This is a genomic window from Streptosporangium vulgare (assembly GCF_042428775.1).
GTDB classification, from domain to species: domain Bacteria; phylum Actinomycetota; class Actinomycetes; order Streptosporangiales; family Streptosporangiaceae; genus Streptosporangium; species Streptosporangium vulgare.
Genome location: NZ_JBHMBS010000040.1, coordinates 33,919 through 55,796 on the forward strand (window position 1 = coordinate 33,919; position 21,878 = coordinate 55,796).

The 21,878-nt window shown below is 71.9% G+C and carries 18 protein-coding genes; 11 read left to right on the plus strand and 7 right to left on the minus strand.

The features are described from left to right. The 4 genes from ACFFRH_RS40925 to ACFFRH_RS40940 all read right to left on the minus strand — a co-directional run bounded on the left by ACFFRH_RS40925 (window position 1) and on the right by ACFFRH_RS40940 (window position 5,922). On the minus strand, window positions 1-822 hold the full coding sequence (locus tag ACFFRH_RS40925) for a Na(+)/H(+) antiporter subunit C (RefSeq protein ID WP_344747807.1): 822 nt from the start codon (window positions 820-822) through the stop codon (window positions 1-3). Continuing rightward, window positions 819-3,608 (minus strand): Na+/H+ antiporter subunit A, encoded by a 2,790-nt coding sequence (locus ACFFRH_RS40930; RefSeq protein WP_386163251.1) that lies wholly within the window; start codon window positions 3,606-3,608, stop codon window positions 819-821. The genes ACFFRH_RS40925 and ACFFRH_RS40930 overlap by 4 nt, the downstream gene beginning before the upstream one ends. A gap of 257 nt (window positions 3,609-3,865) precedes the next feature. Next, the gene (locus ACFFRH_RS40935) at window positions 3,866-4,648 is read right to left on the minus strand and encodes an SRPBCC family protein (RefSeq protein ID WP_386163254.1); all 783 of its coding nucleotides are present in this window, start codon (window positions 4,646-4,648) and stop codon (window positions 3,866-3,868) included. A 191-nt stretch (window positions 4,649-4,839) separates the two neighbouring features. Beyond that, entirely contained in the window at window positions 4,840-5,922 is a 1,083-nt protein-coding gene (locus tag ACFFRH_RS40940; protein ID WP_386163257.1) for a fatty acid desaturase family protein, read from the minus strand. Window positions 5,923-6,150: 228 nt separating this feature from the next. Between ACFFRH_RS40940 and ACFFRH_RS40945 the strand changes: the two genes are divergently transcribed. Beyond that, window positions 6,151-7,125 (plus strand): polysaccharide deacetylase family protein, encoded by a 975-nt coding sequence (locus tag ACFFRH_RS40945; RefSeq protein WP_386163260.1) that lies wholly within the window; start codon window positions 6,151-6,153, stop codon window positions 7,123-7,125. 109 nt (window positions 7,126-7,234) lie between these two features. Beyond that, complete coding sequence (locus ACFFRH_RS40950) at window positions 7,235-9,484, plus strand: P-loop NTPase fold protein (RefSeq protein WP_344747799.1); 2,250 nt, start codon at window positions 7,235-7,237, stop codon at window positions 9,482-9,484. Between the two features lie 88 nt (window positions 9,485-9,572). Here ACFFRH_RS40950 and ACFFRH_RS40955 read toward each other — a convergent pair whose 3' ends face one another. Then, the gene (locus tag ACFFRH_RS40955; protein ID WP_344747800.1) at window positions 9,573-10,097 is read right to left on the minus strand and encodes a hypothetical protein; all 525 of its coding nucleotides are present in this window, start codon (window positions 10,095-10,097) and stop codon (window positions 9,573-9,575) included. Between the two features lie 663 nt (window positions 10,098-10,760). On the opposite strand from ACFFRH_RS40955, the gene ACFFRH_RS40960 reads away from it, so the two are divergent. Then, window positions 10,761-12,206 carry a cytochrome ubiquinol oxidase subunit I gene (locus tag ACFFRH_RS40960; protein WP_386163264.1) on the plus strand — a complete coding sequence of 482 codons (1,446 nt, stop codon included), beginning with the start codon at window positions 10,761-10,763 and terminating at the stop codon, window positions 12,204-12,206. 11 nt (window positions 12,207-12,217) lie between these two features. Further along, the gene (gene cydB / locus ACFFRH_RS40965; RefSeq protein WP_344747812.1) at window positions 12,218-13,159 is read left to right on the plus strand and encodes a cytochrome d ubiquinol oxidase subunit II; all 942 of its coding nucleotides are present in this window, start codon (window positions 12,218-12,220) and stop codon (window positions 13,157-13,159) included. Window positions 13,160-13,331: 172 nt separating this feature from the next. On the opposite strand, the gene ACFFRH_RS40970 is transcribed toward cydB, so the two are convergent. Then, window positions 13,332-14,957 carry an LLM class flavin-dependent oxidoreductase gene (locus tag ACFFRH_RS40970; protein WP_386163267.1) on the minus strand — a complete coding sequence of 542 codons (1,626 nt, stop codon included), beginning with the start codon at window positions 14,955-14,957 and terminating at the stop codon, window positions 13,332-13,334. A gap of 183 nt (window positions 14,958-15,140) precedes the next feature. Between ACFFRH_RS40970 and ACFFRH_RS40975 the strand changes: the two genes are divergently transcribed. The 3 genes from ACFFRH_RS40975 (at window position 15,141) to ACFFRH_RS40985 (ending at window position 17,830) form a co-directional block, all read left to right on the plus strand. Next, window positions 15,141-15,686, plus strand: coding sequence for a MarR family winged helix-turn-helix transcriptional regulator (locus tag ACFFRH_RS40975; RefSeq protein ID WP_344747802.1), 546 nt, complete (start codon window positions 15,141-15,143; stop codon window positions 15,684-15,686). 194 nt (window positions 15,687-15,880) lie between these two features. Beyond that, window positions 15,881-16,768 (plus strand): LLM class flavin-dependent oxidoreductase, encoded by an 888-nt coding sequence (locus tag ACFFRH_RS40980; protein WP_344747803.1) that lies wholly within the window; start codon window positions 15,881-15,883, stop codon window positions 16,766-16,768. 342 nt (window positions 16,769-17,110) lie between these two features. Then, complete coding sequence (locus ACFFRH_RS40985; protein ID WP_344747804.1) at window positions 17,111-17,830, plus strand: spermidine synthase; 720 nt, start codon at window positions 17,111-17,113, stop codon at window positions 17,828-17,830. A gap of 126 nt (window positions 17,831-17,956) precedes the next feature. Here ACFFRH_RS40985 and ACFFRH_RS40990 read toward each other — a convergent pair whose 3' ends face one another. Continuing rightward, a complete protein-coding gene (locus ACFFRH_RS40990; RefSeq protein WP_344747805.1) occupies window positions 17,957-18,376 on the minus strand; it encodes a PPOX class F420-dependent oxidoreductase in 420 nt (139 codons plus the stop codon). Between the two features lie 488 nt (window positions 18,377-18,864). Between ACFFRH_RS40990 and ACFFRH_RS40995 the strand changes: the two genes are divergently transcribed. The 4 genes from ACFFRH_RS40995 to ACFFRH_RS41010 form a co-directional block, all read left to right on the plus strand. Then, a complete protein-coding gene (locus ACFFRH_RS40995) occupies window positions 18,865-19,179 on the plus strand; it encodes a PadR family transcriptional regulator (protein ID WP_386163272.1) in 315 nt (104 codons plus the stop codon). Then, window positions 19,176-19,976: a hypothetical protein gene (locus tag ACFFRH_RS41000; protein ID WP_386163275.1), complete on the plus strand. Its 801-nt coding sequence runs from the start codon at window positions 19,176-19,178 to the stop codon at window positions 19,974-19,976. Before ACFFRH_RS40995 ends, ACFFRH_RS41000 begins: the two co-directional genes overlap by 4 nt. A gap of 99 nt (window positions 19,977-20,075) precedes the next feature. Next, window positions 20,076-20,261, plus strand: a complete 186-nt coding sequence (locus ACFFRH_RS41005; protein ID WP_386163277.1) for a hypothetical protein — start codon at window positions 20,076-20,078, stop codon at window positions 20,259-20,261. Between the two features lie 676 nt (window positions 20,262-20,937). After that, the coding region (locus tag ACFFRH_RS41010; protein ID WP_386163280.1) for a hypothetical protein at window positions 20,938-21,878 on the plus strand (941 nt) is incomplete at its 3' end.

Below are 21,878 nucleotides of genomic sequence, written 5' to 3' on the forward strand. Positions count from 1 at the left end.
TCAGTCCTCCCCCTCCAGGTCGGTGTCGTCCTGAGCCCTGGCCTGCCGTACCCGGTCGGCGCGGATCGCGGCGCGCATCTGCCGGAGGGCGTCGCGACGGCGGGCGTGCAGCCGCCTGCGGATCTCACGCTCCCGCGCGACCTGCTCCCGCTCCCTGCGGGCGAACTCGGCGCGCATCTCCCGTACGCGTTCCCGCCGCTTCTCCTTGGAGACCTCCTCCGCGCGCCGCGCCTCGGCGAACCGCTCGGCGAGCTGCTCGGCGGACAGTCCCTCGTCCTTGTGCTCCTGCAGCCAGCGGCCCAGGTCGATGTTGACGTCGAGGATCCGCTGCTCCAGTTCCGCGGCCTCCCTGCGCTCCCGCTCGTGGCGGGCCTCCCGCAGTCGGGCGAGCTCGGCGCGCTGCTCCCTGACCAGCCGCTGGTACGCCTCCCGGCGTTCGAGCACGTCCTGGCCGAGTTCGCCGCGCCTGGCCCGCAGCCGCACCCAGCGGTCCTCGGTGTCGTCCTGCACCTCGTCGGCCCCGGTGAGCTGCCAGGAACGGTGGACCATGGCGAGCAGGAAGGCGGTGACGCCCAGCGTGATGACGATGGCGGTGAGCACCATGGCCTGCGGCAACGGGTCGGCCATCCGCTCCGGGGCGGCCGTGCCCAGGATCGGCGGCCTTCCGGGCGGGCCGCTCGCGGTGAGGATCAGCAGGTTCACCCCGTTGCCGAGCAGGATGACACCGGCCAGCAGCCGGACCAGGCTCCTCTCCAGCAGCAGCGTGACCCCGGTGGCCACGAGCGTGCCGGCCACCAGGAGGGGCAGCAGCGGGGCGGTCACCGGTCCTCCCCCTCGTCGATCCGCCGGTCCAGCTCGGCGCCCAGGCCGCGCAGGGCGTCCTGCACCATGCCGATCACCGTGACGTAGACCCCGACGTCGAACAGCAGCACGGTCGACAGGTGCAGGTCGCCGACGAGCGGGACGTGCGGGTCGGCGGCGAGCATGTCCAGCGGCCCGGAACCGGCCAGCAGCCCCCAGAACGCGGTGACCGCGCACAGCAGGAGCCCCAGGCCGATCAGCACCCCGGCGGTGACCGGCGCGGCGGCGGCCAGCTCGTACCGGCCTCCGGCGAGATAGCGCATGACCAGCGCGAGACCGGCGACCATGCCCCCGGCGAACCCCCCGCCCACCGCGCCGTGCCCGGTGAACAGCAGGAAGACCGAGACCACCATCACCGTGTGGAAGGTGAGCCGGGCCACGAGCTCGAAGATGACCGCCCGCTGCCCGGGGGGCAGGGTGGCCGCGAGCCAGTACGTCCGGGAGTCGTCGCCGTTCCTGTCCCGCGGGGCCCGCAGCGCGTACGACCGGCTGCGCAGGAAGATCAGGCCGGTCATGCCGAGGGTGAGGACGACGAGCACGGAGGTCTCCCCCATGGTGTCCCAGGCCCTGATGTCGACCAGGATCGCGCTGACGACGTTGGTGGCTCCCGACTCCCTCGCGGCCGGGGCCATCATCGTGCCGACCGGCGTCGCCTGCCGCGCGTTCATCGCGAGCCCCCCCGCTCCGGCCGCCACCGCGCCGCTCACGACACCGAGGACGAGTCGCGCGCCGAACGGCACCCGGGGCCGGTCCTCCCGGGGACCGAGGGGAAGCCTGCGCAGCACCAGCACGAACACGACCAGGCTCAGCGTCTCGACGAGGAACTGGGTCAGGGCCAGGTCGGGAGAGCCGTGCACGAGGAACAGCAGCGCCGTGCCGTACCCGGTCAGGCCCGCCACCAGCACCAGCACGATGTGCGAGCGCACCCTGAGCGCGACGGCGGCCGTGGCCATCAGGAGCACTCCGATGACGGGCTGCTCGACGCGCTCCCAGAGCACCACGTCCGGGCGGAGGCCGGGCGAGGGCCCGTACAGCAGTGAGAAGGCCGCGACCCCCGCCAGCGACACGAACGCGATCATGAGGTAGTCGGGCAGCGAGCCACGCTGGACGACGCCGGTGAGCTGCAGGGAGAAGCGGCCCAGCCCGCGGACCAGCGCCCAGTAGACCCGGCCGGAGTCGACCACGTGCAGCGCCGTCCCCACCCGTACCAGCGGTTCCCTGACCAGGAAGAGGAGCGCGCCTCCCGCCAGCGCGGCGGCCGACAGCAGCAGCGGCACCGGGGCGCCGCTCCACAGCGCGAGGTGGGTGCCGTGGCCGGGACCGGGGAAGGTGCCGGTGTAGCCCTCCATCGCCTCGCCGTAGCGCCCGGCGAGCGGGGCGGCGGCGAGCCCGAGCGCCGACAGCAGCGCGGGCGGCAGGAACATCGCGGCGCCGGTACGGCGCACCGGCACCGGCTCCCGGCCGGGTTCGCTACCGAAGGCGCCCCACAGGAAACGCGCGCTGTACCCGGCGGTGAGCGCGGAGCCGAGGACGACTCCCGCCAGGACCACCGTGTCGGCGGGCCGCCCGGTCAGCAGCGACTCGAAGGCGGCCTCCTTGCCGACGAACCCCAGGAACGGCGGGATGCCCGCCATCGAGGCGGCGGCCCCGGCGGCGGTCGCGAACAACCACGGCGCCGAGCGCCGCAGGCCGCTCAGCTCGCGCAGGTCGCGGGTTCCGGTGGCGTGGTCGACGACGCCGACGACCAGGAAGAGGGACGCCTTGAACAGCGCGTGCGCGAGCAGCATCCCGGCCCCGGCGATCGCGGTGTCGCGGGTGGCCGCGCCGAACAGCACGGTGAGGAACCCCAACTGGCTCACCGTGCCGTAGGCGAGCAGCTTCTTGAGGTCGTACTCGCGCAGTGCCCGCCAGGCGCCGAGCAGCATGGTGAGCAGGCCGAGGGGTACGGCCGTCCAGCGCCACGCGGCGAGGTCCCCGAAGGCCGGGCCCAGGCGGGCGAGCAGGTAGACACCCGCCTTCACCATCGCCGCGGCGTGCAGGTAGGCCGAGACCGGCGTCGGCGCGGCCATCGCGGCGGGCAGCCACATGCTGAACGGGAAGATCGCCGACTTCGACAGCGCGCCGACCAGGACCAGCGCCACCGCCACCGGGACCAGGCCGCCGGACGGCGGGTCCGCGACGATCCGCGAGATGCGGTACGTCCCGGCGGCCTCGCCGAGCACGACCATGCCGCCCAGCATCGCCAGCCCGCCGAGCGTGGTGACGGTCAGCGCCTGCATCGCGGCCCTGCGGCCGGTCCTGCTCGCGGGGTCGTGGCCGATCAGCAGGTAGGAGAAGAGCGTGGTCAGCTCCCAGAACACGTACAGCAGCAGGAGGTCGTCGGCGACCACCAGGCCGAGCATCGCCCCGGCGAAGGCCACGAGCACCCCTGCGAACCGGCCGAGCCCCTCGGCGGTGGCGGCGAAGTAGCGCGAGCAGTACAGCACGACCAGCGCGCCCACACCGGTGACCAGCGCCATCATGAGCACGGCCGGCGCGTCGGCGCGGAAGGACAGTCCCAGGCCGAGGGCGGGCGCCCAGCCGTGGTGCGACTCGACCGGGACGCCGTCCAGGGCGATCCGGACCGTGTAGGCGACCCCGCAGGCGGGCGGCACGGCGAGCGCGAAGAACGCGTCCCGGCCGAAACGGCGCACCAGAGCCGGGGCGAGTACCGCCGCCACGGCGTGCAGGATCAGCAGCGGCTCCATGTCCCCCCGGGCACCCGTCGTGGCCGACGTATCCCAAAATGCCGGGAGGCATACGTTTCACCGGTCAAGCACGCGGGCCGCTTGACCCGAACACCGCCGGTTCTTCACCGAGGCGTGATCAGCGCCCCGAACGCGCGGGCACGGTCACCACTTCCCACCACGGAGCGCGGTCAGCGCTTCCCGCCCCTTCCCCGCCGTCCCCCGCCCCTTCCCGGCACCGCTCACCGGAGGGCGCCGTCCCGCCACGGAGCGGCGCGTCAACGCCTTCTGCCGGTGCGGCCGAGCAGCCAGCCGATCACCGCGCTGCCGAGCGCGACGCCCGCGCCCATCCCGAACGCGGCGAGCATCGACCAGGCGGGGACCCCGGGTCCGGGCCGCTTGGCCGGGCGCTCGAAGACGTGCGCGGATCCGGCCTGGCCGGCCGCGACCGGCGATCCCGGCGCGGCGAGAACGGCGAGCGACGGATCGCCGCCCCCTGGCGCGGCCGGGGTGAGCACGCCGTCAGCGGAGACAGGGGCGAAGGCGGGCCCGGAGGAGGCGGGCACGGGGATCGGAACGGAGACCGGGACGGAGACCGGGACGGAGACCGGAACGGGAGTCTCCCCGGCGGCGAGGTGGCTCTCCACGGCGGAGAAGAACTCCCCCGCCGTCTTCCTCGCGACCGACCCCAGCATGCGCTGGCCGACCCCGCCGATCATGCCGCCGATCACGGCCTCGGCGTCGTAGTCGATCCGGGTGCCGCCCTCGACCTCGCTGAGACGGATCTCCACGGTGGCGTCCACGGTGCCGGGGGCGCCCTGACCGCGTGCCCTGAGCACGAACCGTTCCGGCGCCTCGGGCTCCGACAGGGCGACCTCCCCCTGGTAGACGCCCTTGATGGAGGCCACTCCCGCGGTGACGGTCATCCGGTAGGTGTCCGGCCCCGTCTCCTCCAGGCGCTCGCACCCGGGGATCGTGCGTACGAGCACGGCCGGGTTCTGGAGCGCTGACCACACACGATCTCTGTCGATGCCGAGCACGGCACTGCCTGCGAGCTTCACACCAAGCACCCTAGGCAATCGCCGGGCGGGCGGATAACAGCAACATCTGCCCGCCGCCCGGACCCGCCCTTGTCAGTGCTGCCCCAGTGCTCCCCGCTGCCGCCCCGGCGCCCTCGAACCGGACCCCGGCGTACCACCGGCACGCGGCCCCCTCGGCACGGCGAGGGACGGCCGGGAGACGACTTCGCGGATCAGCCGGCCGCGGGACTTCCGGACCGCAGCGGCGCGCCCACGTCGTGCAGGTGGCGCAACGCCTGCGCGTACGAGCTGACGAGCCCGGACTCCAGGTAGTCAACCCCCAGCTCCTCGCAGTACGCCCGGACGATCGGCTGGGCGCGGCGCAGGTTGGGCATCGGCATGCTCGGGAAGAGGTGGTGCTCGATCTGGTAGTTGAGCCCGCCGAGCACGACGTCCAGGACCACACCGCCGCGCACGTTGCGCGAGGTCAGCACCTGGCGCCGGAGGAAGTCGAGCTTGTCCTCGCCCCTGAGCATCGGCATGCCCTTGTGGTTGGGGGCGAAGGTGCAGCCCAGGTAGACGCCGAAGATCGCCTGGTGTACGAGGAGGAAGACCACGGCCTTGCCGGGCGACAGCACCGCGAACAGCGCGCCCACGTACAGGACGGCGTGCACGGCCAGCAGCGACGCCTCCACGGCCCGGTGCCTCATCGTCGGGCGCCTCAGCGCCCGGACGCTGGACACGTGGAGGTTGAACCCCTCGAGCGTGAGCAGCGGGAAGAACAGGAACGCCTGCCAGCGGCCCAGGAACCTGGGCAGCCCCTTGCTCTCGGCGGCCTGCTCACGCGACCAGACCAGGAAGTCGGGATTGACGTCGGGGTCGTGGTCCTCGTGGTTGGGATTGGCGTGGTGGCGGGTGTGCTTGTCCATCCACCAGCCGTAACTCATGCCGATGGCGAGGTTTCCGGCGACCAGCCCGGCGATCTCGCTGGAGCGGCGGGAGCGGAAGACCTGGCGATGGGCCAGGTCGTGGGCGACCAGACCGATCTGGGCGAACACCACCGCGAGGAAGACCGCCACCAGCAGCTGGTACCACGAGTCGCCGAGGGCGAAGAAGGCCACCCAGCCGCCGACGAAGGCCGCCGCGACCAGGCCGAGCCGCACGGCGTAGTAACCGAAGCGCCGGTCGAGCAGTCCCGCCTGGGCGATCCGCCGCGACAGGCGGGCGAAATCACTGCCCCGCTCCCCGTCCCCTCGGACGGTGTTTTCCGGGACGACGGGGGAATCCGCGTCATCGATCGCGGTGGAGTTGGTCACGGTTCTCCTCAGATGGGCCGGATCACTCGACATGATCTCGTCAGCCGGTAGCGCCACAGATCGACGTCAACCAAGCAAGCCAACCATCCCAGGATTCCGTGGTCGCCGTAATCCCAAACCCCCGCTCACACCCCAGCTTGTAGTAGTGCTGGCCCTACCCCTGCAGACTCCATGATTCCTGGACGATGACCAGAAAGCCCCTGGAGTCAACCCCTAGCCTCCCCTACAGTGCCCGCCGCGCCGGGCTTCTGGCTGCTGGCTGCTGGCTGCTGGCTGCTGGCTGCTGGCTGCTGGCTGCTGGCAGGATGGTCGCCCATGGCATCGGGGACATACTGGACGATCAGAACGGCGGCCGCGACGGCCCTGGCGGTGAGCGCCGGGTGCGCCACGGGCCTCGACGGCGGAACGGGCGGGGCCGGTGACGGCGCCACCCCCGCGCCGGGCGCCTCCCGCGCGTCGAAGGCCCCCTCCGGCGCGGGCGACCGGGCGGCGAGACCGGCCGGACCTCCCGGAGTGACGCCCAGGCCTGGTGAGGTGGGCAGGTTCCCCCGCCCCGGCGACGGCCTGCCTCCGGTGATCAGCTCCATTCCCACCAAACGGAAGGTCGTCTTCCTCACCATCGACGACGGCTGGGAGCAGGACCCCGGCTTCGTGGCCCAGGTCCGTGACCAGCGGATCCCGGTGGCGGCCTTCGTCACCCGCGACGCCGTGGAGGCGAGGGGCACGGCCGACCCGACCGCCCAGGGCGGCAGGTTCCTGGGCGCGGGCAAGTGGAGGTACGTGCGCGACCTGCGCGACGCGGGGGCGACGATCGAGAACCACACGCTGACCCACCCCAACCTCCCGGCGCTCGGCTACGCGGGGCAGAAGACCGAGATCTGCGGCACCTCCAAGCTGATCCGCAGGCACACCGGCACCGCGCCCACCCTGTTCCGCCCGCCGTTCGGCAACCACAACACCCTGACCCGCAGGGCCGCCAAGGCCTGCGGCATCGACGCGCTCCTGCTCTGGACCGCGACCGTGCAACCGGGCGGGAAGATCGCCTACCAGGTGCCCGACAAGAAGCTCCGCCCCGGCGACATCCTGCTGCTGCACTTCCGCCCGAACCTCGCGCGCGACTTCAGGATCCTCGTCGCGAAGATCAAGCGCCGGGGGTTCGAGCTCGGCAACCTCGACGCGTACCTGAAGGCGGCGGCCCGCTGACGCGGTGACCGGCCCGCCCGGTTCTCGCGCGTTTTCGTGAATGTCCCTGACGACCGGCGCGATACCGGGTCATTCTGTGGCGAAGACCGGGCACGGAGGGCGCTGGAGAATGACGGACAACGAGCGGGAGAAGGTCTTCGCGGAGGTCCTGGCCCGCGTTCTGGACGAGCCGGAGCTGACCGCGAGCACGAACGACGCCGACGTCCCGTCGGCCGGCGAACTGCGCGAAGCCGCGATGGACGAGCGAACGTCCATCCTGGGGCAGGTCAGGAGCGCGGAGGAGGAGTACCGCCGGGCCACCGCCGCGGAGGACGAGTATCGGGCCACCACCCGGGAGCGGGCCGGGCGGGGCACCCGGCGCCTGACCTGGATTCTGCACCGCGTCGCGTGGGGAGCGGCCCTGCTCGTCACACTGGCGATGTGCGTTCTGAGCGGCTGGAGCGCCGAGCTCGCGGCGGCGATCACCGAACGCCGTCCCCTCTCTCTGGGCCACGCCGCGGCCACCGGGCTCGTCTTCGCCCTGGGGCTCGTCGTTCTCGGCGCGTTCGCGGCCTTCGCCACCCGGTGGCTTTTCTGGCTCCTGTCACCCGCCGTACGGGTGGGAACCCCCTCGGCCGAGGAGCGGCGCACGACGGTGACGGTGACGGTGACGACCTGGGTCATCGCACTGTTGGCGGCCTCGAATCTCGCCTACTCCGCCCAGGCACTCGCCTGGCAACTCACCTACCGGCGCCTGCAGGGGCCGGGCGAATCCTACGGTTGGTGGTGGTGGGTGTTCCTCGGCGCCCTGGCCGTCTACGCCGCGGCACTCCTGTCGTTGAGGAGGGAGCAGTTCCCCGCGTTCGTGGAGCTCATGCCCGAGTACATCGATTCCGGCGGGGACAGGGACCAGGCCGCCCGGCTGGAGAGCGCGTGGCGGGAGGCGCTCCACGAGAGCCTGCTGGGCTTCATGCGCGCGCAGATCAGCGGCCGGATCGGCAGGCGGGTCGCGCGCCGGTACGCCACGACGCTCGACATCGGAACCGCTCCGGGCCTGCGCCGGATACGGGCGCTTGACTACCACGTGCCGACCTCCGCGGAGAGCAGGCTGATCATGATCAGCGACGGGATGGACGGCGGGAGCATCGCGCTGTCCGGACCGCGCGGGGTGGGCAAGACCGAGCTGCTCAGGACGTTCTGCGCGGAGGGCGACGGAGCGGCCCGGGGCGCGGTGGCCAAGCTGAGCGTCGAGGTGACGGCGCCGGTCGTCTACGACCGGCGCGAGTTCATGCTGCACCTGTTCGCCAAACTCTGCGTGCGCGTGATGGCCGCCGGCCTCAAGGCGTCGAACGAGGCCGCGAGGAACCTGCGGCAGATCCGCTACCTGCAGACGCGGTCGGCCGAGACGAGCGCGAACGCGGGCTGGGGCGGCTGGGGTCTGTCGGCCAGACGTGGGACGGGTTACTCGCGCCAGCCGCTCACCTACCCGGAGATCGTCCAGGCGCTGACGGACTTCCTCGACGTGGTGGCGAAAGAGCTCGACGAGACCAGGCCCGGGCGCCGGCTGGTGATCGGCATCGACGAACTCGACCGGATCGTGCCCGCGACCGGCGCGCGAGACTTCCTCAACGAGCTCAAGGCCGTCTTCGACGTACCGCACTGCCTGTTCGTGCTGTCGGTCTCCGACGAGGCGCTCAGAGAGGCGGATCTCGCACCGGCGGGCCGGCGCGACGCCTTCGACAGCGCCATCGACGAGGTCGTCCGGGTCGAGCCGCTGGACCACCCCACCGCCGTGAAACTGCTCGACACCAGGGTCATCGGCCTGCCCGCGCCGTTCGCGGCACTGTTCTACTGCCTGTCCGGCGGCATCCCGCGCGATCTGCTCCGGACGGCACGGGCGGCGGTCGCGCTCGTCACGCCGGACCGGCCTCTTCCGCTGGCCGAGGTCACCGCCGCCCTGATCGACCGCGAACTGGCCCGGATCGCCGGCAGCGCCGGCACCGGCGCGGAGGCGCCGGAGGAACTCCTCCGGTTCTTCCACGCGGACCTGGTCCACGCGCACGGCGGGCTGGGCGAGCTCGGAGACCGCGTCACCCGGCACGCCGCCGTGACCGCGGACGGCGCGAAGCTGGGGACGACACTCGCCAACCGCGCCTACTACATGGACACCCTGTCGAGGATCTTCTCGGCGGACCTGTCCAGGGAACTGGTCGTCAAGGCGTCCGATCCCGGCTTCCCCGGCTCCTTCTCGGCCCTGGCCCGGGCACAGCGCGAACTCGGCACGACCGGCACGCTGACCAGATCGACCCTGCAGCAGATCAGGCAGGCGTGGGCTCTCCCGCCTCTGCCCCCGCTGCCGCCCGTCGCACCGGCGCGGTGAACCGCTCGCCCCGCCGCGTCGGAAGCCTCGGGCCGGACGACGGACGGCCCGCCCCCTGCGCGGGGGCGGGCCGTCCGGGGATATGTGGTCACTCACTCTCGGCGGTGTAGAGGTACTCCCAGTCGCCGCACCGGGTGGGGTAGGAGCTGTGCTGGCCGATCTGGCAGACCTTGACGCGGACGCTGTCGACCTTGTGCTTGCTGAAGGCGAAGTGCTTGGCGCCCCCGGCGCCGCAGTACGTGTACGACTTGCCGTCGTACCACTGGTTGCCGCCGTCGCCGAAGTGGTGGACCGCGAACTTCACGTAGGCGCACTTGCCGCCCTGCTTGTACGTGCGGTGGTCGAGGTCGTACAGCTTGCCCTTGACGTCGACCCGGTTCCACTTCTGCTGGCCGTCCCACTCGACGCCGATCCAGCCGTGGCTCTTGGCCCGGTGGTTGGACGAGAAGTAGGGGCCCCAGTTCTCGCTGTAGTCGTAGCCGGTCCCGGCGGTGGTCGCCGCCGGGGCCGCTGTGGCCGCCGTGGTCGCGGCGAGCGCGGTGGCGGGCGCGGCGAGCGCGATCGCGCCGAGGGCGGCCGTGGCCAGCAGGCCGGTGGCAATTCGCTTGATCATGATTTCTCCCCTTGTCTCCCCGAACCGGCCTTTGCCGATTTCCCCCTGGAGTGACTCATTTGTATGGGGAGGGGCTTGCAGATTCCCGTACCGCTCCTTACCGAGCGCTTGCGAGCCGTTTGCAGGGGCTTGCCCCGGTCGGTCATGGAAGGGAGGCGGGTCCTCCGCCCGGCGTACCCGGAAATCACTCCGGAGGCGGACGCCGCGCGGGGGGTGCCCGGCCCACCATGGAGTCACGCCCCGGGGGAGGCGGGTACGGGGGTCGTCCTGCGTGACAGGGCGGAAACCTCTTCCCCGGACGCCCCTTCCCGGACCTCCCTTCGGAGCGGGGGCACCCGGGGAGGGATCCCCGGTGGCGTACGGGAGAGCCGGCGCCGCGGGCCGCGGAAGACGATCTCGGTCCGGCGGAGAAGTGCGGTCTCCCACCGGACCATGTGACGAAGATCGCAGTAGCTCGCGGCGCCCCTCGCGCCCATTGCTCTACAAGTCGTAGTACTACTAAAAGTAGAACTACAAGCTGTAGAGCTACAGGCTCACGAGCTCAGGGCCCCGCGCGTTCGAGGCCCACCGGCTCCAAGCCCTCCGGCTCAGGGCCTGCCGACTTGAGGCCCGCAATCACAAGGCCCACAGTCACAAGGCCCGCGAAGGGAACACGAGGGGACGATGGACGCGCTAGACCTGGCCCGGTGGCAGTTCGGGGTGACCACCGTGTACCACTTCCTGTTCGTACCCCTGACGATCGGGCTCGGCGTCTTCGTGGCCGGGCTGCAGACCGCGTGGTACCGCACGGGAAAGGAGCACTACCTGCGGCTCACGAAGTTCTTCGGGAAGCTCTTCCTGATCAACTTCGCGATGGGCGTGGTGACCGGCATCGTGCAGGAGTTCCAGTTCGGCATGAACTGGAGCGAATACTCGATCTTCGTGGGCGACGTCTTCGGCGCCCCGCTGGCGCTGGAGGCGCTGCTCGCGTTCTTCCTGGAGTCGACCTTCATCGGCCTGTGGATCTTCGGCTGGGACAGGCTTCCCCGGCGCGTCCACCTCGCCACCATCTGGGCCGCGGTCATCGGATCCAACCTGTCGGCGTACTTCATCCTCGCCGCCAACGCCTGGATGAAGCACCCGGTCGGGTACGAGGTGGTCGACGGCAAGGCGAGGATGACGGACCTGTGGGCGGTGCTCACCAACTCCACCGCGCTCGCCCAGGTGCCCCACGTGATCGCGGGAGCCTTCGTCGTGGCGGGCGGCTTCGTCCTGGCGGTCTGCGGCCACCACCTCCTGCGCGAACGCCGTTCCGGTGGTCGCGGGACCGGCGGGACCGGCGGCGCGAGCATCTGGCGGACCCCGATGCGGGCCGCGCTGCTGATGACGGCGATCGCCGGTGCCCTGGTCGCGGGCAGCGGCGACATGTCGGCCAAGCTGCTGTACGAACAGCAGCCCATGAAGCTCGCCTCGGCCGAGGGACTCAGGTACGACACCGCCGGCGCGCCGTTCTCCCCCGTCCCCGGGCTGGAGGTGCCGATGCTGCTCAGCTTCCTCGCCACCGACGACCCGAACGCCGTGGTCCAGGGCACCGAGGACCTTCAGGCGCGGTACGAGGAGCGGTTCGGCCCCGGCGACTACCGGCCCAACCTCCCGGTGGTCTTCTGGTCCTTCCGCGTGATGATCGTCTTCGGCCTGTCCACGGTGGGCCTGTCGGTGCTCGGCCTCTGGCTGACCCGCCGCCGGCGCCGCGGCACCCCCGTGACCGCCCGCGTCCCACGGGAGATCCCCGCCTGGTTCGCCAGGGCCTGCGTGCTCGCGCTGCCGCTGCCGGCCGTCGCGATGATCTCCGGCTGGCTGCTCAGCGAGATCGGCCGCCAGCCGTGGACCGTCCAGGGCGAGCTGCTCACGGCCGCGAGCGTCTCGCCGGGCGTGAGCCTGGCCGAGGTGGCCGTCTCGCTCGCGGTCTTCACGGCGCTGTACGGCGCGCTCGCGCTGGCCGAGGCGGTCCTGCTCACGCGCCACGTCAAGGCGGGCCCCGAGCCCGTCGCCCCCGCCGCTCCCCGCACGCCGCCCTCCCGCGACGACGAGAGCGCGGACGCCCGGCTCCAGCCGACCCTCATGTACTGAAGGCGACGACGATGGAACTCACCACCTTCTGGTTCGCGGTCATCGCGTTCCTGTGGACCGGCTACTTCGTGCTGGAGGGCTTCGACTTCGGCGTGGGCATGCTGGCACCGGCACTGGCCAGGAACGAGGCCGAACGCAAGCAGGTCCTGGGCACGATCGGCCCGGTCTGGGACGGCAACGAGGTCTGGCTGATCACCGCGGTCGGCGCCATGTTCGCCGCCTTCCCCGCCTGGTACGCCGGGCTGCTCAGCGAGTTCTACCTGCCGATCGTGCTGGTCCTCGTCGGGCTGATCGTGCGCGGCGTCGGCCTGGAGTGGCGCGGCAAGGTCCGGCACGCCTCCGACCGCGTCTGGTGCGACCTGGGCGTGCTGGTCGGCAGCGCCCTGCCCGCGTTCCTGTGGGGCGCCGTCTTCGCCGACCTGCTGCGGAGCAGCGCGACGGCCGCCCTGGTCGGCGGGGCGTTCTCGCTCTCGGTGTGCGTGCTGCACGGGGCGGTGTTCGTCGCGCTCAAGACCACCGGGCCGGTGCGCTCCCGCGCCCGGCGCGCCGCGATGATCGCCTCCGCGGTGGCGCTGCCCGCCGCGGTGGCGGCCCTGTCGCACATCCCCGTCACGGGTACGGCGGCCGGCGCCTGGTCGGCGACCCCGTGGCTGTGGGCGGGCGCGCTCGCCTCGATGGCCGCGCTGGCCGCCGGGGTCGCGCTGACCTGGCGCGGCCGGGACGGCTGGGCGTTCGCCGCCACGGCCTCGTCCATCGCGCTGGGCGGCGCCGCCCTGTTCGGCGCCCTGTGGCCCGCCCCGTTCCCCGGGCTCACCGTCGCCGAGGCCGCCTCGGGCCCGTACACGCTGGGGGTGCTGACCTGGATCGGCCTGATCGCGCTGCCGTTCGTGCTCGGCTACCAGGCCTGGTCCTACTGGGTCTTCCGCAGGCGCCTGGTCGCCGGGGTCTCCTGAGCACACCGGCCGCCCCGGCCGGGACCGCGACCGGGGCCGAGGCTGCGACCGGGGCCGGGGCCACCGGAGGCCCCGGCCGGACACTCGGGACCGGCCGCCTCGACCGGACGCTTGGATCTTCGGACCCGACGCCTCAGCGGATGCCTCAGCAGAGGCTTCAGTGGTGGAGGCCTCAGTGGAGACCGAGCCGGGCGAGCGGCTCGACGAGCTCCCTCTCCTCGTACGACAGGTGCGACAGAAGCGTGTCGGTGAGCAGGTCCATCGCGGCCCGCAGGGCCTTGTGTCCGTCGGGTTCCGCGACGAAGGCGACCAGCGCCCGGTCGACGCCTTCGAGGACCTCGTGGATGGCGTGGTGCTCCTGCTCCAGGCGGTCGACGACGGGCACCAGCCTGGGGTCGGCGCGGCGCAGACGCGGGAAGAGGGTCTGGTCCTCGATGGTGTGGTGGGTCGTGACGACCCGGCAGTAGGACTCGCAGTACACGCCGACCGTCCAGTTGTTCTGGCGCATCGTCATCGTGTTGATGTGCGAGCGCGCGAGGCCGGGGTCCATGGCTCCGGAGGTGACCTCCTCGACGAGCCGCCGGACCTCGGCCAGCTCCTGGCGGAGGTGGTCGTGGACGTCGACGAGGTGGCGTCCGGCCGCCTGCTCCCCGGGGGTGTAGGTGCGGGCCGGGTCGGGGGCCGGGCCGGTGGGACGGGTGCTCTCGTCCCAGACCTGGACGTCGGCGAGCCGGGTGCCGTCGTCCGGGGTCGGCAGGAACCCCAGCGCGGGGACCCCGCCCCCGGTACGGGCGGGAGTGACGGTGACCGGCGCGCTGCCCGTCGTGGTGGCCGGTGACGCGCCTCGCCCACCTGCCTCCGCGCCCGTCTCGGCGGGCCGGGGCCGGTCCTCGGCGGCGGGCGCGCCCGAACCGGCGCGCCCGGCGTCCACGAGCTCGCGTACGCCGGGAACGACCTCGGCGGCGAAACGCCGGATGTCGTCGGGGTCGTCGCTCGCGAGGATGTAGGCGCTCATCCCCTGCTCCAGGGTGAGCTCGGCGAGCTGCTCGGCCCACACGCCCGCCGGTCCCTGGAGGAAGCCGCGGCCGGAACCGGTGAAGGTGCCGGCGATGTTGTACAGGCGCCGGACGTCGGCGGGTGAGCGCCCCGCGCCGAGAGCGGCCTCGTCGATGATCGCGTTCATCGCCGGGAGGGCGTCCAGGGCGGCGTAGGCGTGGCTGGGCAGCCAGCCGTCCGCGAGCCTGCCGGTCATGTCGAGCATGCGCCTCTTGTAGGCCCCCAGCCAGATGCCGACGTCGTGGGCGGGCGCCGGGCCCGCGTGCGCCCCCCAGACGCGGTGGTGCCGTCCGTCCACCCGCACGGTTCCGCCTCCCTCCGCCCACATCGCCCGGATGACCTGGATGCCCTCCTCCAGAGCGTCGACCCCCTCGGCGGCGGTCAGCCGGGGTCCGCCGACGGCGGCGATGCCGTCCCAGAAGGCGCCCGCGCCGAGCCCGAGCTCGACGCGGCCCCCGCTGAGGATGTCCAGGGTCGCGACGCTGCGGGCGAGCACCGCGGGCGGGCGCAGGGGCAGGTTCGCCACGTTCGGCGACACCCGCACCGTCGAGGTGACGGCCGCGACGACCGACAGCAGCGTCCACGTGTCGAGGAACCGCGCCTGGTACGGATGGTCCTGCACGGTCACCAGGTCCAGACCGGCCTGGTCGGAGAGCCGGGCGAGCGCGACGACCCTCTCGGCCTGGTCGGCCCTCGGGGTCAGGAAGGTCCCGAACAGCAGCTCGTGCCCGTAGTCGGCCATGTCTCTCCTCGGTGCGTCATCTCGGCCGCGCGGCACGCGCCCTCCCGGAGCCCGGGTGCCCGGAGACGCCCGGACACCTGGACGCGCGGCCCCGCGATGGTGCGGCACGACAGATCGTATGCAAAGCAGATGAATTGTCAAACAGAAGGTCTTATTGACCGTTGATCCTGGTAATCTCGTGACATGCCCGCAACCTCACGTTCCGGCGCCGAGACCCCGGACGCCCTGGACACCGACCTGGGCTGGACGCTCGGAGTGGTCTTCCGCTCCTACGTCAGGACCGCGAACACGCTGGTCAGCCACCTTCCCGGTGGTCCGCGCGGCTACCAGGTGCTCGTCGCCGCGGTGGAGGGGCTGCCCGGCGGTCAGGGCGCGCTGGCACAGCGCCTCGGCGTCGACAAGACGGTGATGACCTACCTGCTCGACGACCTGGAGAAGGCCGGCCTGGTCGAGCGCCGCCCCGACCCCGCCGACCGGCGCAACAAGCGCGTCGTCGCCACCGAGCGGGGCAGGGCGGCCTGGACCGACACGCAGTCCCGGCTGGAACACGCCGAGGACCACGTGCTGGCACCGCTGGACCCGGCCGACCGCTCGTTGTTCCGGGAGCTGCTGCGGAAGCTGGCCGTCCGGGCCAACAGCCTGGACCCGGAGCACAACACCTGCCGGCTCGTCGAGGAGCTGGACCCCGAAGGCGTCCCTCCCAAACCGCGCCGCTCCGCCCGCGGCTGACCACCGGCCGTCGCGAGCGCCCCCTCGCCCGACGCCGCCCGCCCCCTCCGGCCGGCCCAGGTCTTCCCCCGGGCCGCCCGAGGCGTTCTCCCCGAGCCCGGCCGTCCGCAGCGGATCGGCGACCTGCCCGCCGCGGATCGACCTGCCCGCCGCGGATTGACCTCAAGAAGCCTTGAGGTTGAAGGATGGCCTCCATGGACATCGGAGTGATCCTGCCTTCCGTCGCCGTACAGCGGGAGCAGCGGCTCGACCTGGGCACCGCCGCGCGGCACGCGGAGGAGGCCGGGCTCGACGGCGTCTGGCACGGCGACCACCTGGCCACCGGGGCGGCCTCGCTGGACTGCGCCGTGGCACTGGCCGTCGCGGCGGGGGCGACGACACGGATCCGGATCGGGGCGAGCGTGTTCGTCCCGGCGATCCGTCCCCTGGCGTGGTCGGCCAAGCAGATCGCGAGCCTGCAGCACGTCTCGGGCGGGCGGCTGGTGCTGGGCGTCGGGTCCGGCGGCGGCGCCGGGCAGTGGGCGGCGGCCGGGGTGCCGTACGGCGAGCGCGGCAGGCGCACCGACACCGCGCTGCAACTGCTCCCGCGCCTGCTGGCCGGGGAGGCCGTCACACTGGTGGACGAGGCGGCGGAGATACGGCTCGAACCGGCCGTGCCACCCCCGCCGATCTGGGTCGGCAACGCTTCGGCGGTGGCCGTACGACGAGCGGCACGCCACGGGGACGGCTGGTTCCCCTCGATGGTCCCCCCGGCGGCGGTGGCCTCGGGAAGGATCAGGCTCGCCGAGCTCGCCGCCGCCCACGGACGCCCGGAGCCGGTCGTCGCCGTCGGCGCCACCGGCGTCCTCGGCTCGGCCCCCGGCCTGCCCACCCGCGCCTCCATCGCCTCGGGCATCACCGGGTACGGCATCCCGCTGGAGGAGGCGACGAGGCTCCCCGTCACCGGCGAGCCCGCACGGGCGGCCGAGCAGCTGGCCGCCTACCGGGAGGCCGGGGCTCGTCACGTGGTCCTGGGATTCGCCGGAGGCGACTGGCGCGAGCAGTGCGACCTGCTCGCCGAGGCCCGCGCGCTCCTGGCCTGACCGCCGGGGCACCTCCGCCTCACACGCCTCTCCCGCCTCCCCCGCCTCGGCGAGGAGAGGTACACACCCGTCTCTCCCGCCCGAGGCGCCACCACCTCACCCGGAACCAGGCCGTACGCACGCCAGGACCGTCCTCACAACAGGCCAGGCCGTCCTCACGGGAAACCAGGCGTCCTCGCCAGAAGGCCCCGGGGGGGGAAGGGCCGGAGTAGCACGCGGCACGCGCGGGACGTGTCCACCGGCGAGACCTGTCCACCGGCAAGATAGATTCAGGCCCGGTACCACCGGGGCCGACCCGGGCATCGGCCCGGCCGCCTCCCTCGCCATGGACGGACGGCCGCGATGAGCGCGCGTTTCGAGGAGATCGACTGGCGCCCGACGCCGATCGGCGCCATCAGCCTGCGGCGCCGGAGGGAGCCCTCGCTCGGCATCGACGTCTACGAGATCAAACTCGACGACGACTTCCTCATGTCGAGCCTGTTCACGGTGGCCGAGATCGAGCTCGCCCGGCTCGGGCTGGCGGCGCTGCCGGGCACGGACCTCGACGTCGCCGTGGGCGGGCTCGGGCTCGGATACACCGCCCAGGCCGTGCTCGAAGACTCCCGCGTACGCTCGCTCGTCGTGATCGACGCGCTCGCCGAAGTGATCGAGTGGCACGAGCGGGAGCTGCTGCCGGTCGGCGCCCGGCTGATGTCGGACCCCCGCTGCCGCCTGGTCCACGGTGACTTCTTCGCGATGGTCGCCGCCGGTCCGGGCCTCGACCCCGAGACCCCGGACCGGCGCTTCCACGCCGTCCTGGTGGACATCGACCACACGCCGCGCCACGTGCTGCACCCCAGCCACGCCGCCCTCTACACCCCCGAGGGCCTGCGCCGGCTCGCCGGGCGCCTCCGTCCGGGCGGTGTCTTCGCGCTGTGGTCGGACGACCCGCCGGACCCGGACTTCGCCGCCGTGCTCGCGGAGGTCTTCGCGAACTCGCGGGCGCACGTCGTCACCTTCCCCAACCCGCTGCGGGGCGGGGAGTCGGCCAACACCGTCTACGTCGCGACGAACGCCACCTGACAGCCCGGCACCGCCCGCCTCCCCGGCGTCCGGCCGGTCGAGATCCGATCCCGGCCGACGGACGCGACCGGCGGACCGGCGGGGACGGCGGACCGGCGGGCCGGCGACGGCCGCCGGGCGGGCGCGTCAGCCGGGCTGGTTGCTGTCCTTGTGCGCGCCCCAGCCGTGCCAGCACTCGACCTCGATCCAGGCGCTGACCCGGGCGCGGCTCCGATCCGGATACTCCTTCCCGAGATACTGGCGGGCCAGCCGGTCGATGTCGGTCAGGTCCTTGTCGTCGCGCATCTCGACGACACGCCCGACGATGCTGACGTGGGTGTACCAGTCCTTCGCGTCGAGCACGGTGAGGGAGACCCGGGGATCGTCGCGCAGGTGCTCCAGCCGCTTTCGGCCCTCGTCCATGTTGACCAGGATCCGGCCGTCGTCCCAGAGGTACCAGGTGGCCGTGGACACGGGCTGGCCGTCGGGCCGAAGCGTGGTGATGACGGCGTGGTTGGGCTTCTTCAGCATGGCGACTGCTTCTTCGGGAAGCGGCGGCTTTGACATGATCGCTCCTCTTCGCCCCGGCGTCCCCTGCGGTGAAGGTGGCGCGTGCGGTTCACAAGATGTACATCCACGGTGTCACATCCCGAACGGTGACGGTTCAGCGACCCTCCGTGAACACCTCTGACGACCCCCGCCGCAACTCACACCCTCCGCCATACAGGCGCACCGCCTTGCCGGATCGGCCACCGACAGGGACGGGCCGGACGCCGTCAGCCCGCGGGGGGGGCGGCGAAGGTGAGCGTGTCCACGAGAATGCCCGGCACCACTTCGCGATCAAGGACGAGACTCCGGCGTTCGCGCCCGAACACGCGCACCGGCCCGCGGATCACCGCCACCGCGAGGCCGGCCTCACCGCGAGCGCCCGTACGCGCCGCGAGCCCGGCGATCAGGGCGCGGAGAATCCGGCGAAGACCGACGGCCAGGGCGATTGTCTCGACTACTACGTTCTGCGATACTACGTGAAACGTACTAGTTGTCAGGAGGTCGCCATGGGTCTGTCCGAGCTGGGCCGGTTCTCCGAACCGGCGTTGCTGGTGCTGATCAGCCTCGCGGACGGTCCGAAGCACGGTTACGCCATGCAGCACGACATCGCCGAGCTGACCGGCGGCCGTCCCGGGCCCGGCACCCTCTACGGCGCCGTGCGGCGGCTGGAGGAGCTCGGGCTGATCACACCGCACGAAACCGACGACGCCCGCCGCCGGCCCTACGAGCTCACCTCCCTGGGACGCCGGCAACTGCAGGCGGAGCTGGAACGCCTGCGGACCGTGGCCCACACCGGCCTGCGCCGCCTGGCCACGGCATGACCGCCCGGGAGCGCCGGACCGGCCGGCTGCACGCCCTCGTCCTCCGGCTGTACCCGCACGACCTCCGGCACCGCTACGGGCCCGAGATCCTCGAACTCCTGGAGACCTCGTCCACCCCGATCCGCGATCTGGCCGACGTGGCGCGCTCCGGCGTGCGGGAGCGCGCCACGTCGGCGCTGGCGCGGCACTCGTCGCGGCACTCATCCCGGCATTCCTCGCAGCGGACCCTGCGGTGGATGACGACCTCGGCGGCCGTGGTCGCGGCGGAGGGGGCGCCGCTGGCCCTGTCCGGTACGGTGCCGTGGGCCGTCCCGGTGGTCGGGGCGGCCGTCGGCCTCATGCTCACCCACCGGTGCGCGGCCAGGCTGCGGCTGACCCTCCTCGTGACCTCGGGTTTGCTGTTCATCTACCTGCTGCCGCACTTGTGGGAGTCGGTGAGCGGCGAGGCGGGCCGCGCGCCCGAACTCGTCAGCACGGTCGCGTTCGGCGTCGCCCTCGCCCTGGCCGCCCCGCTGCTGCGTCGCCGGCCCGGCCGCCGGACGACCGTGGCCGCGGGGGCCGTCGCGGTGCTCGCGCTGCCGTCGCTGGCGACCACGCTGCTCGCCGCCCTGGGACACCTCGCCCATCCCTGGCAGTCGTACTGGCTGGTGATGTCCTCGTACGCCCCGCCCGGGGTCGACGGCGCGCTCGTCTACTACCCGGTCCTCTACACCTGCTGCGCCTTCATGCTCCTCGCCTGCGCGGCGCCCCGGAACCACCCCATCCCGTCGCCGGAGGGCCACAACCTCCACGCGTGACCTTCCGGGACGCGCACCGCCCTCTACTTCGACGACGTCGCGGTCGACACCGGCGGGGTCGACCTGCGGGTGCCGGACGGCTCCTCCGACTCCTGCGGCGTGCCCGACACGAGCGACCTGCCGCTGCCCGACCCGCTGCCCGGCGACCCCGTCGTCACCGGCCTCGGCGTCACCTTGCAGGAGTTCGTCACCATCCCCGCCAGCAACGCCACCGCCCCCGGGCCCGGATCAACTGCGCCGGTGAGATCCCCGACGGCTCCGGGCGGCTCTACGTGCCCGACCTGACCGCAAATCCCAGGGCGTCTGAAGGCATCATTCTGAGTCATACATATTCTCGATGAGCTTCTCGGCACGGCGTTCTCAGGGGTGGCGCCACTGGTCCGGGAGGGCGTGATGGACGAAATACACGGCCGCTACGGCTCAACGCTGCTCCGCCACCGCATCCTCCCGACCTAGGACTACGTCACCGTCGAAAGAGAAACGGAGCCGAAAACGTCCTCTCCTGGCGAGCTGGGAGTTGGCATTACTTCAGATGCATCGGCGACACGAGGCTCATTGTGACGAAGAAGTCACAGGATCCGCGTGCCCCTTTCGGGTAATTAAGAATTCCTCTGTGATGTCCGTCACAAGGTTTTTTGGGTTTGCCGACGTTGAAGGTACGTGAGCTGTCCAAACCGTTGGACCGTTTCAATTCGCCGACCTCCTGCACCAACTCTGACCAGCTTGTCAAGATCTATTCCTGGTTCGTCTCACCTGTGTATATCTATGGCGTTCTTTATGCGGCGCTTATGGGGATGCGCTTGAAGCCCTTAAGGGTTTCTGGTCTACGGGGAGTGTGGGCGTGGCCATGCGGCGTGCTCAGGCAGGTACGAGTGTGCTGGGTCGGAGCCGGTTCGGGCTCGGACGAAACGGACCACCAAGGTGGGTGAGCCACGTCGCCTTGGTCCTGACCGTAGCTCTCATGCCGGGTGCTCTCGCGTTGGAGGCGCAGGCGTTCGCCATCGATCCCTCTCCGAAACGGCTGACGATCCCCGGTTCCCCATCTTCGGGTTCCGTCAGCAGTGCCCCTGTCCAGGATTCCGGGTCCGCGGCGAATCTGCCGCACCTCGTCGGCCCGGCCGCCACTCAGCCGCAGACAAAGGACAAGGCGAGTAGCGACAGCAAGCGACCCGAGGGTGCGCTTCCGCTGGAGAAGCCGCACGAGATGGTGGACGAGCCGGCCACGAACGGGCTGAACAGTCCGCCGCCGCTGACATGGCAACCATCACCCGCTGCCACCGGATCAGTGCGAGTGAAGAACGACGGACGACAGGCCCGTGTTCGCGCTGAGAGCGCTGATATCCGTAAGGTCTCTCTGTCGACGCTCAACGGCCAGGGAAGCGCGGTGCGGGGGGATGCGAAGGCAACCCGGACGCAGGCTGTGCCGGCTGTCACAGCCGCACTTCCGACAGTGTCGGGTCTCTCGGCCTACCCAGGCCAGCAGGTGTCGGGGTTGTGGACGTTACCGTCCACCCAGCCGACCTTCTCCGCCTATGGCAGTGACTCGGAGTCACGACCGCTGCGCCTGGAAGCCCAAATCGAACACGACCCCTCAGCCGCCGGACAAGGCTCGGGGCTGATCTGGTCGGGAAACAGCGACCTGTCGAACAGCGGATGTCACCCGACCACCAGATGCTGGCTGCAAACCCCCGCCGTGACAGCGGGCAAGCTCAAGGACGGCTGGCTGATCCGCTGGCGAGTACGCACCACAACCTCCACCGCAATAGCCGGACCGTGGTCAGAATGGCAAGCCGGACGAGTCGATGCCTCCAAACCCGTGGTGTCGGAACTCTCGGCCTACCCAGGCCAGCAGACATCGGGATTGTGGACACTGCCCTCCACCCAGCCCACCTTCTCCGCCTA

Bases quoted from the DNA above. Each gene is read 5' to 3' on its own strand.
- ACFFRH_RS40930 (WP_386163251.1), bottom strand. From the start codon at position 3,608: ATGGAGCCGCTGCTGATCCTGCACGCCGTGGCGGCGGTACTCGCCCCG.
- ACFFRH_RS40950 (WP_344747799.1), top strand. From the start codon at position 7,235: ATGACGGACAACGAGCGGGAGAAGGTCTTCGCGGAGGTCCTGGCCCGC.
- ACFFRH_RS40955 (WP_344747800.1), bottom strand. From the start codon at position 10,097: ATGATCAAGCGAATTGCCACCGGCCTGCTGGCCACGGCCGCCCTCGGC.
- ACFFRH_RS40960 (WP_386163264.1), top strand. From the start codon at position 10,761: ATGGACGCGCTAGACCTGGCCCGGTGGCAGTTCGGGGTGACCACCGTG.
- cydB (WP_344747812.1), top strand. From the start codon at position 12,218: ATGGAACTCACCACCTTCTGGTTCGCGGTCATCGCGTTCCTGTGGACC.
- ACFFRH_RS40970 (WP_386163267.1), bottom strand. From the start codon at position 14,957: ATGGCCGACTACGGGCACGAGCTGCTGTTCGGGACCTTCCTGACCCCG.
- ACFFRH_RS40975 (WP_344747802.1), top strand. From the start codon at position 15,141: ATGCCCGCAACCTCACGTTCCGGCGCCGAGACCCCGGACGCCCTGGAC.
- ACFFRH_RS40980 (WP_344747803.1), top strand. From the start codon at position 15,881: ATGGACATCGGAGTGATCCTGCCTTCCGTCGCCGTACAGCGGGAGCAG.
- ACFFRH_RS40985 (WP_344747804.1), top strand. From the start codon at position 17,111: ATGAGCGCGCGTTTCGAGGAGATCGACTGGCGCCCGACGCCGATCGGC.
- ACFFRH_RS40990 (WP_344747805.1), bottom strand. From the start codon at position 18,376: ATGTCAAAGCCGCCGCTTCCCGAAGAAGCAGTCGCCATGCTGAAGAAG.
- ACFFRH_RS40995 (WP_386163272.1), top strand. From the start codon at position 18,865: ATGGGTCTGTCCGAGCTGGGCCGGTTCTCCGAACCGGCGTTGCTGGTG.
- ACFFRH_RS41000 (WP_386163275.1), top strand. From the start codon at position 19,176: ATGACCGCCCGGGAGCGCCGGACCGGCCGGCTGCACGCCCTCGTCCTC.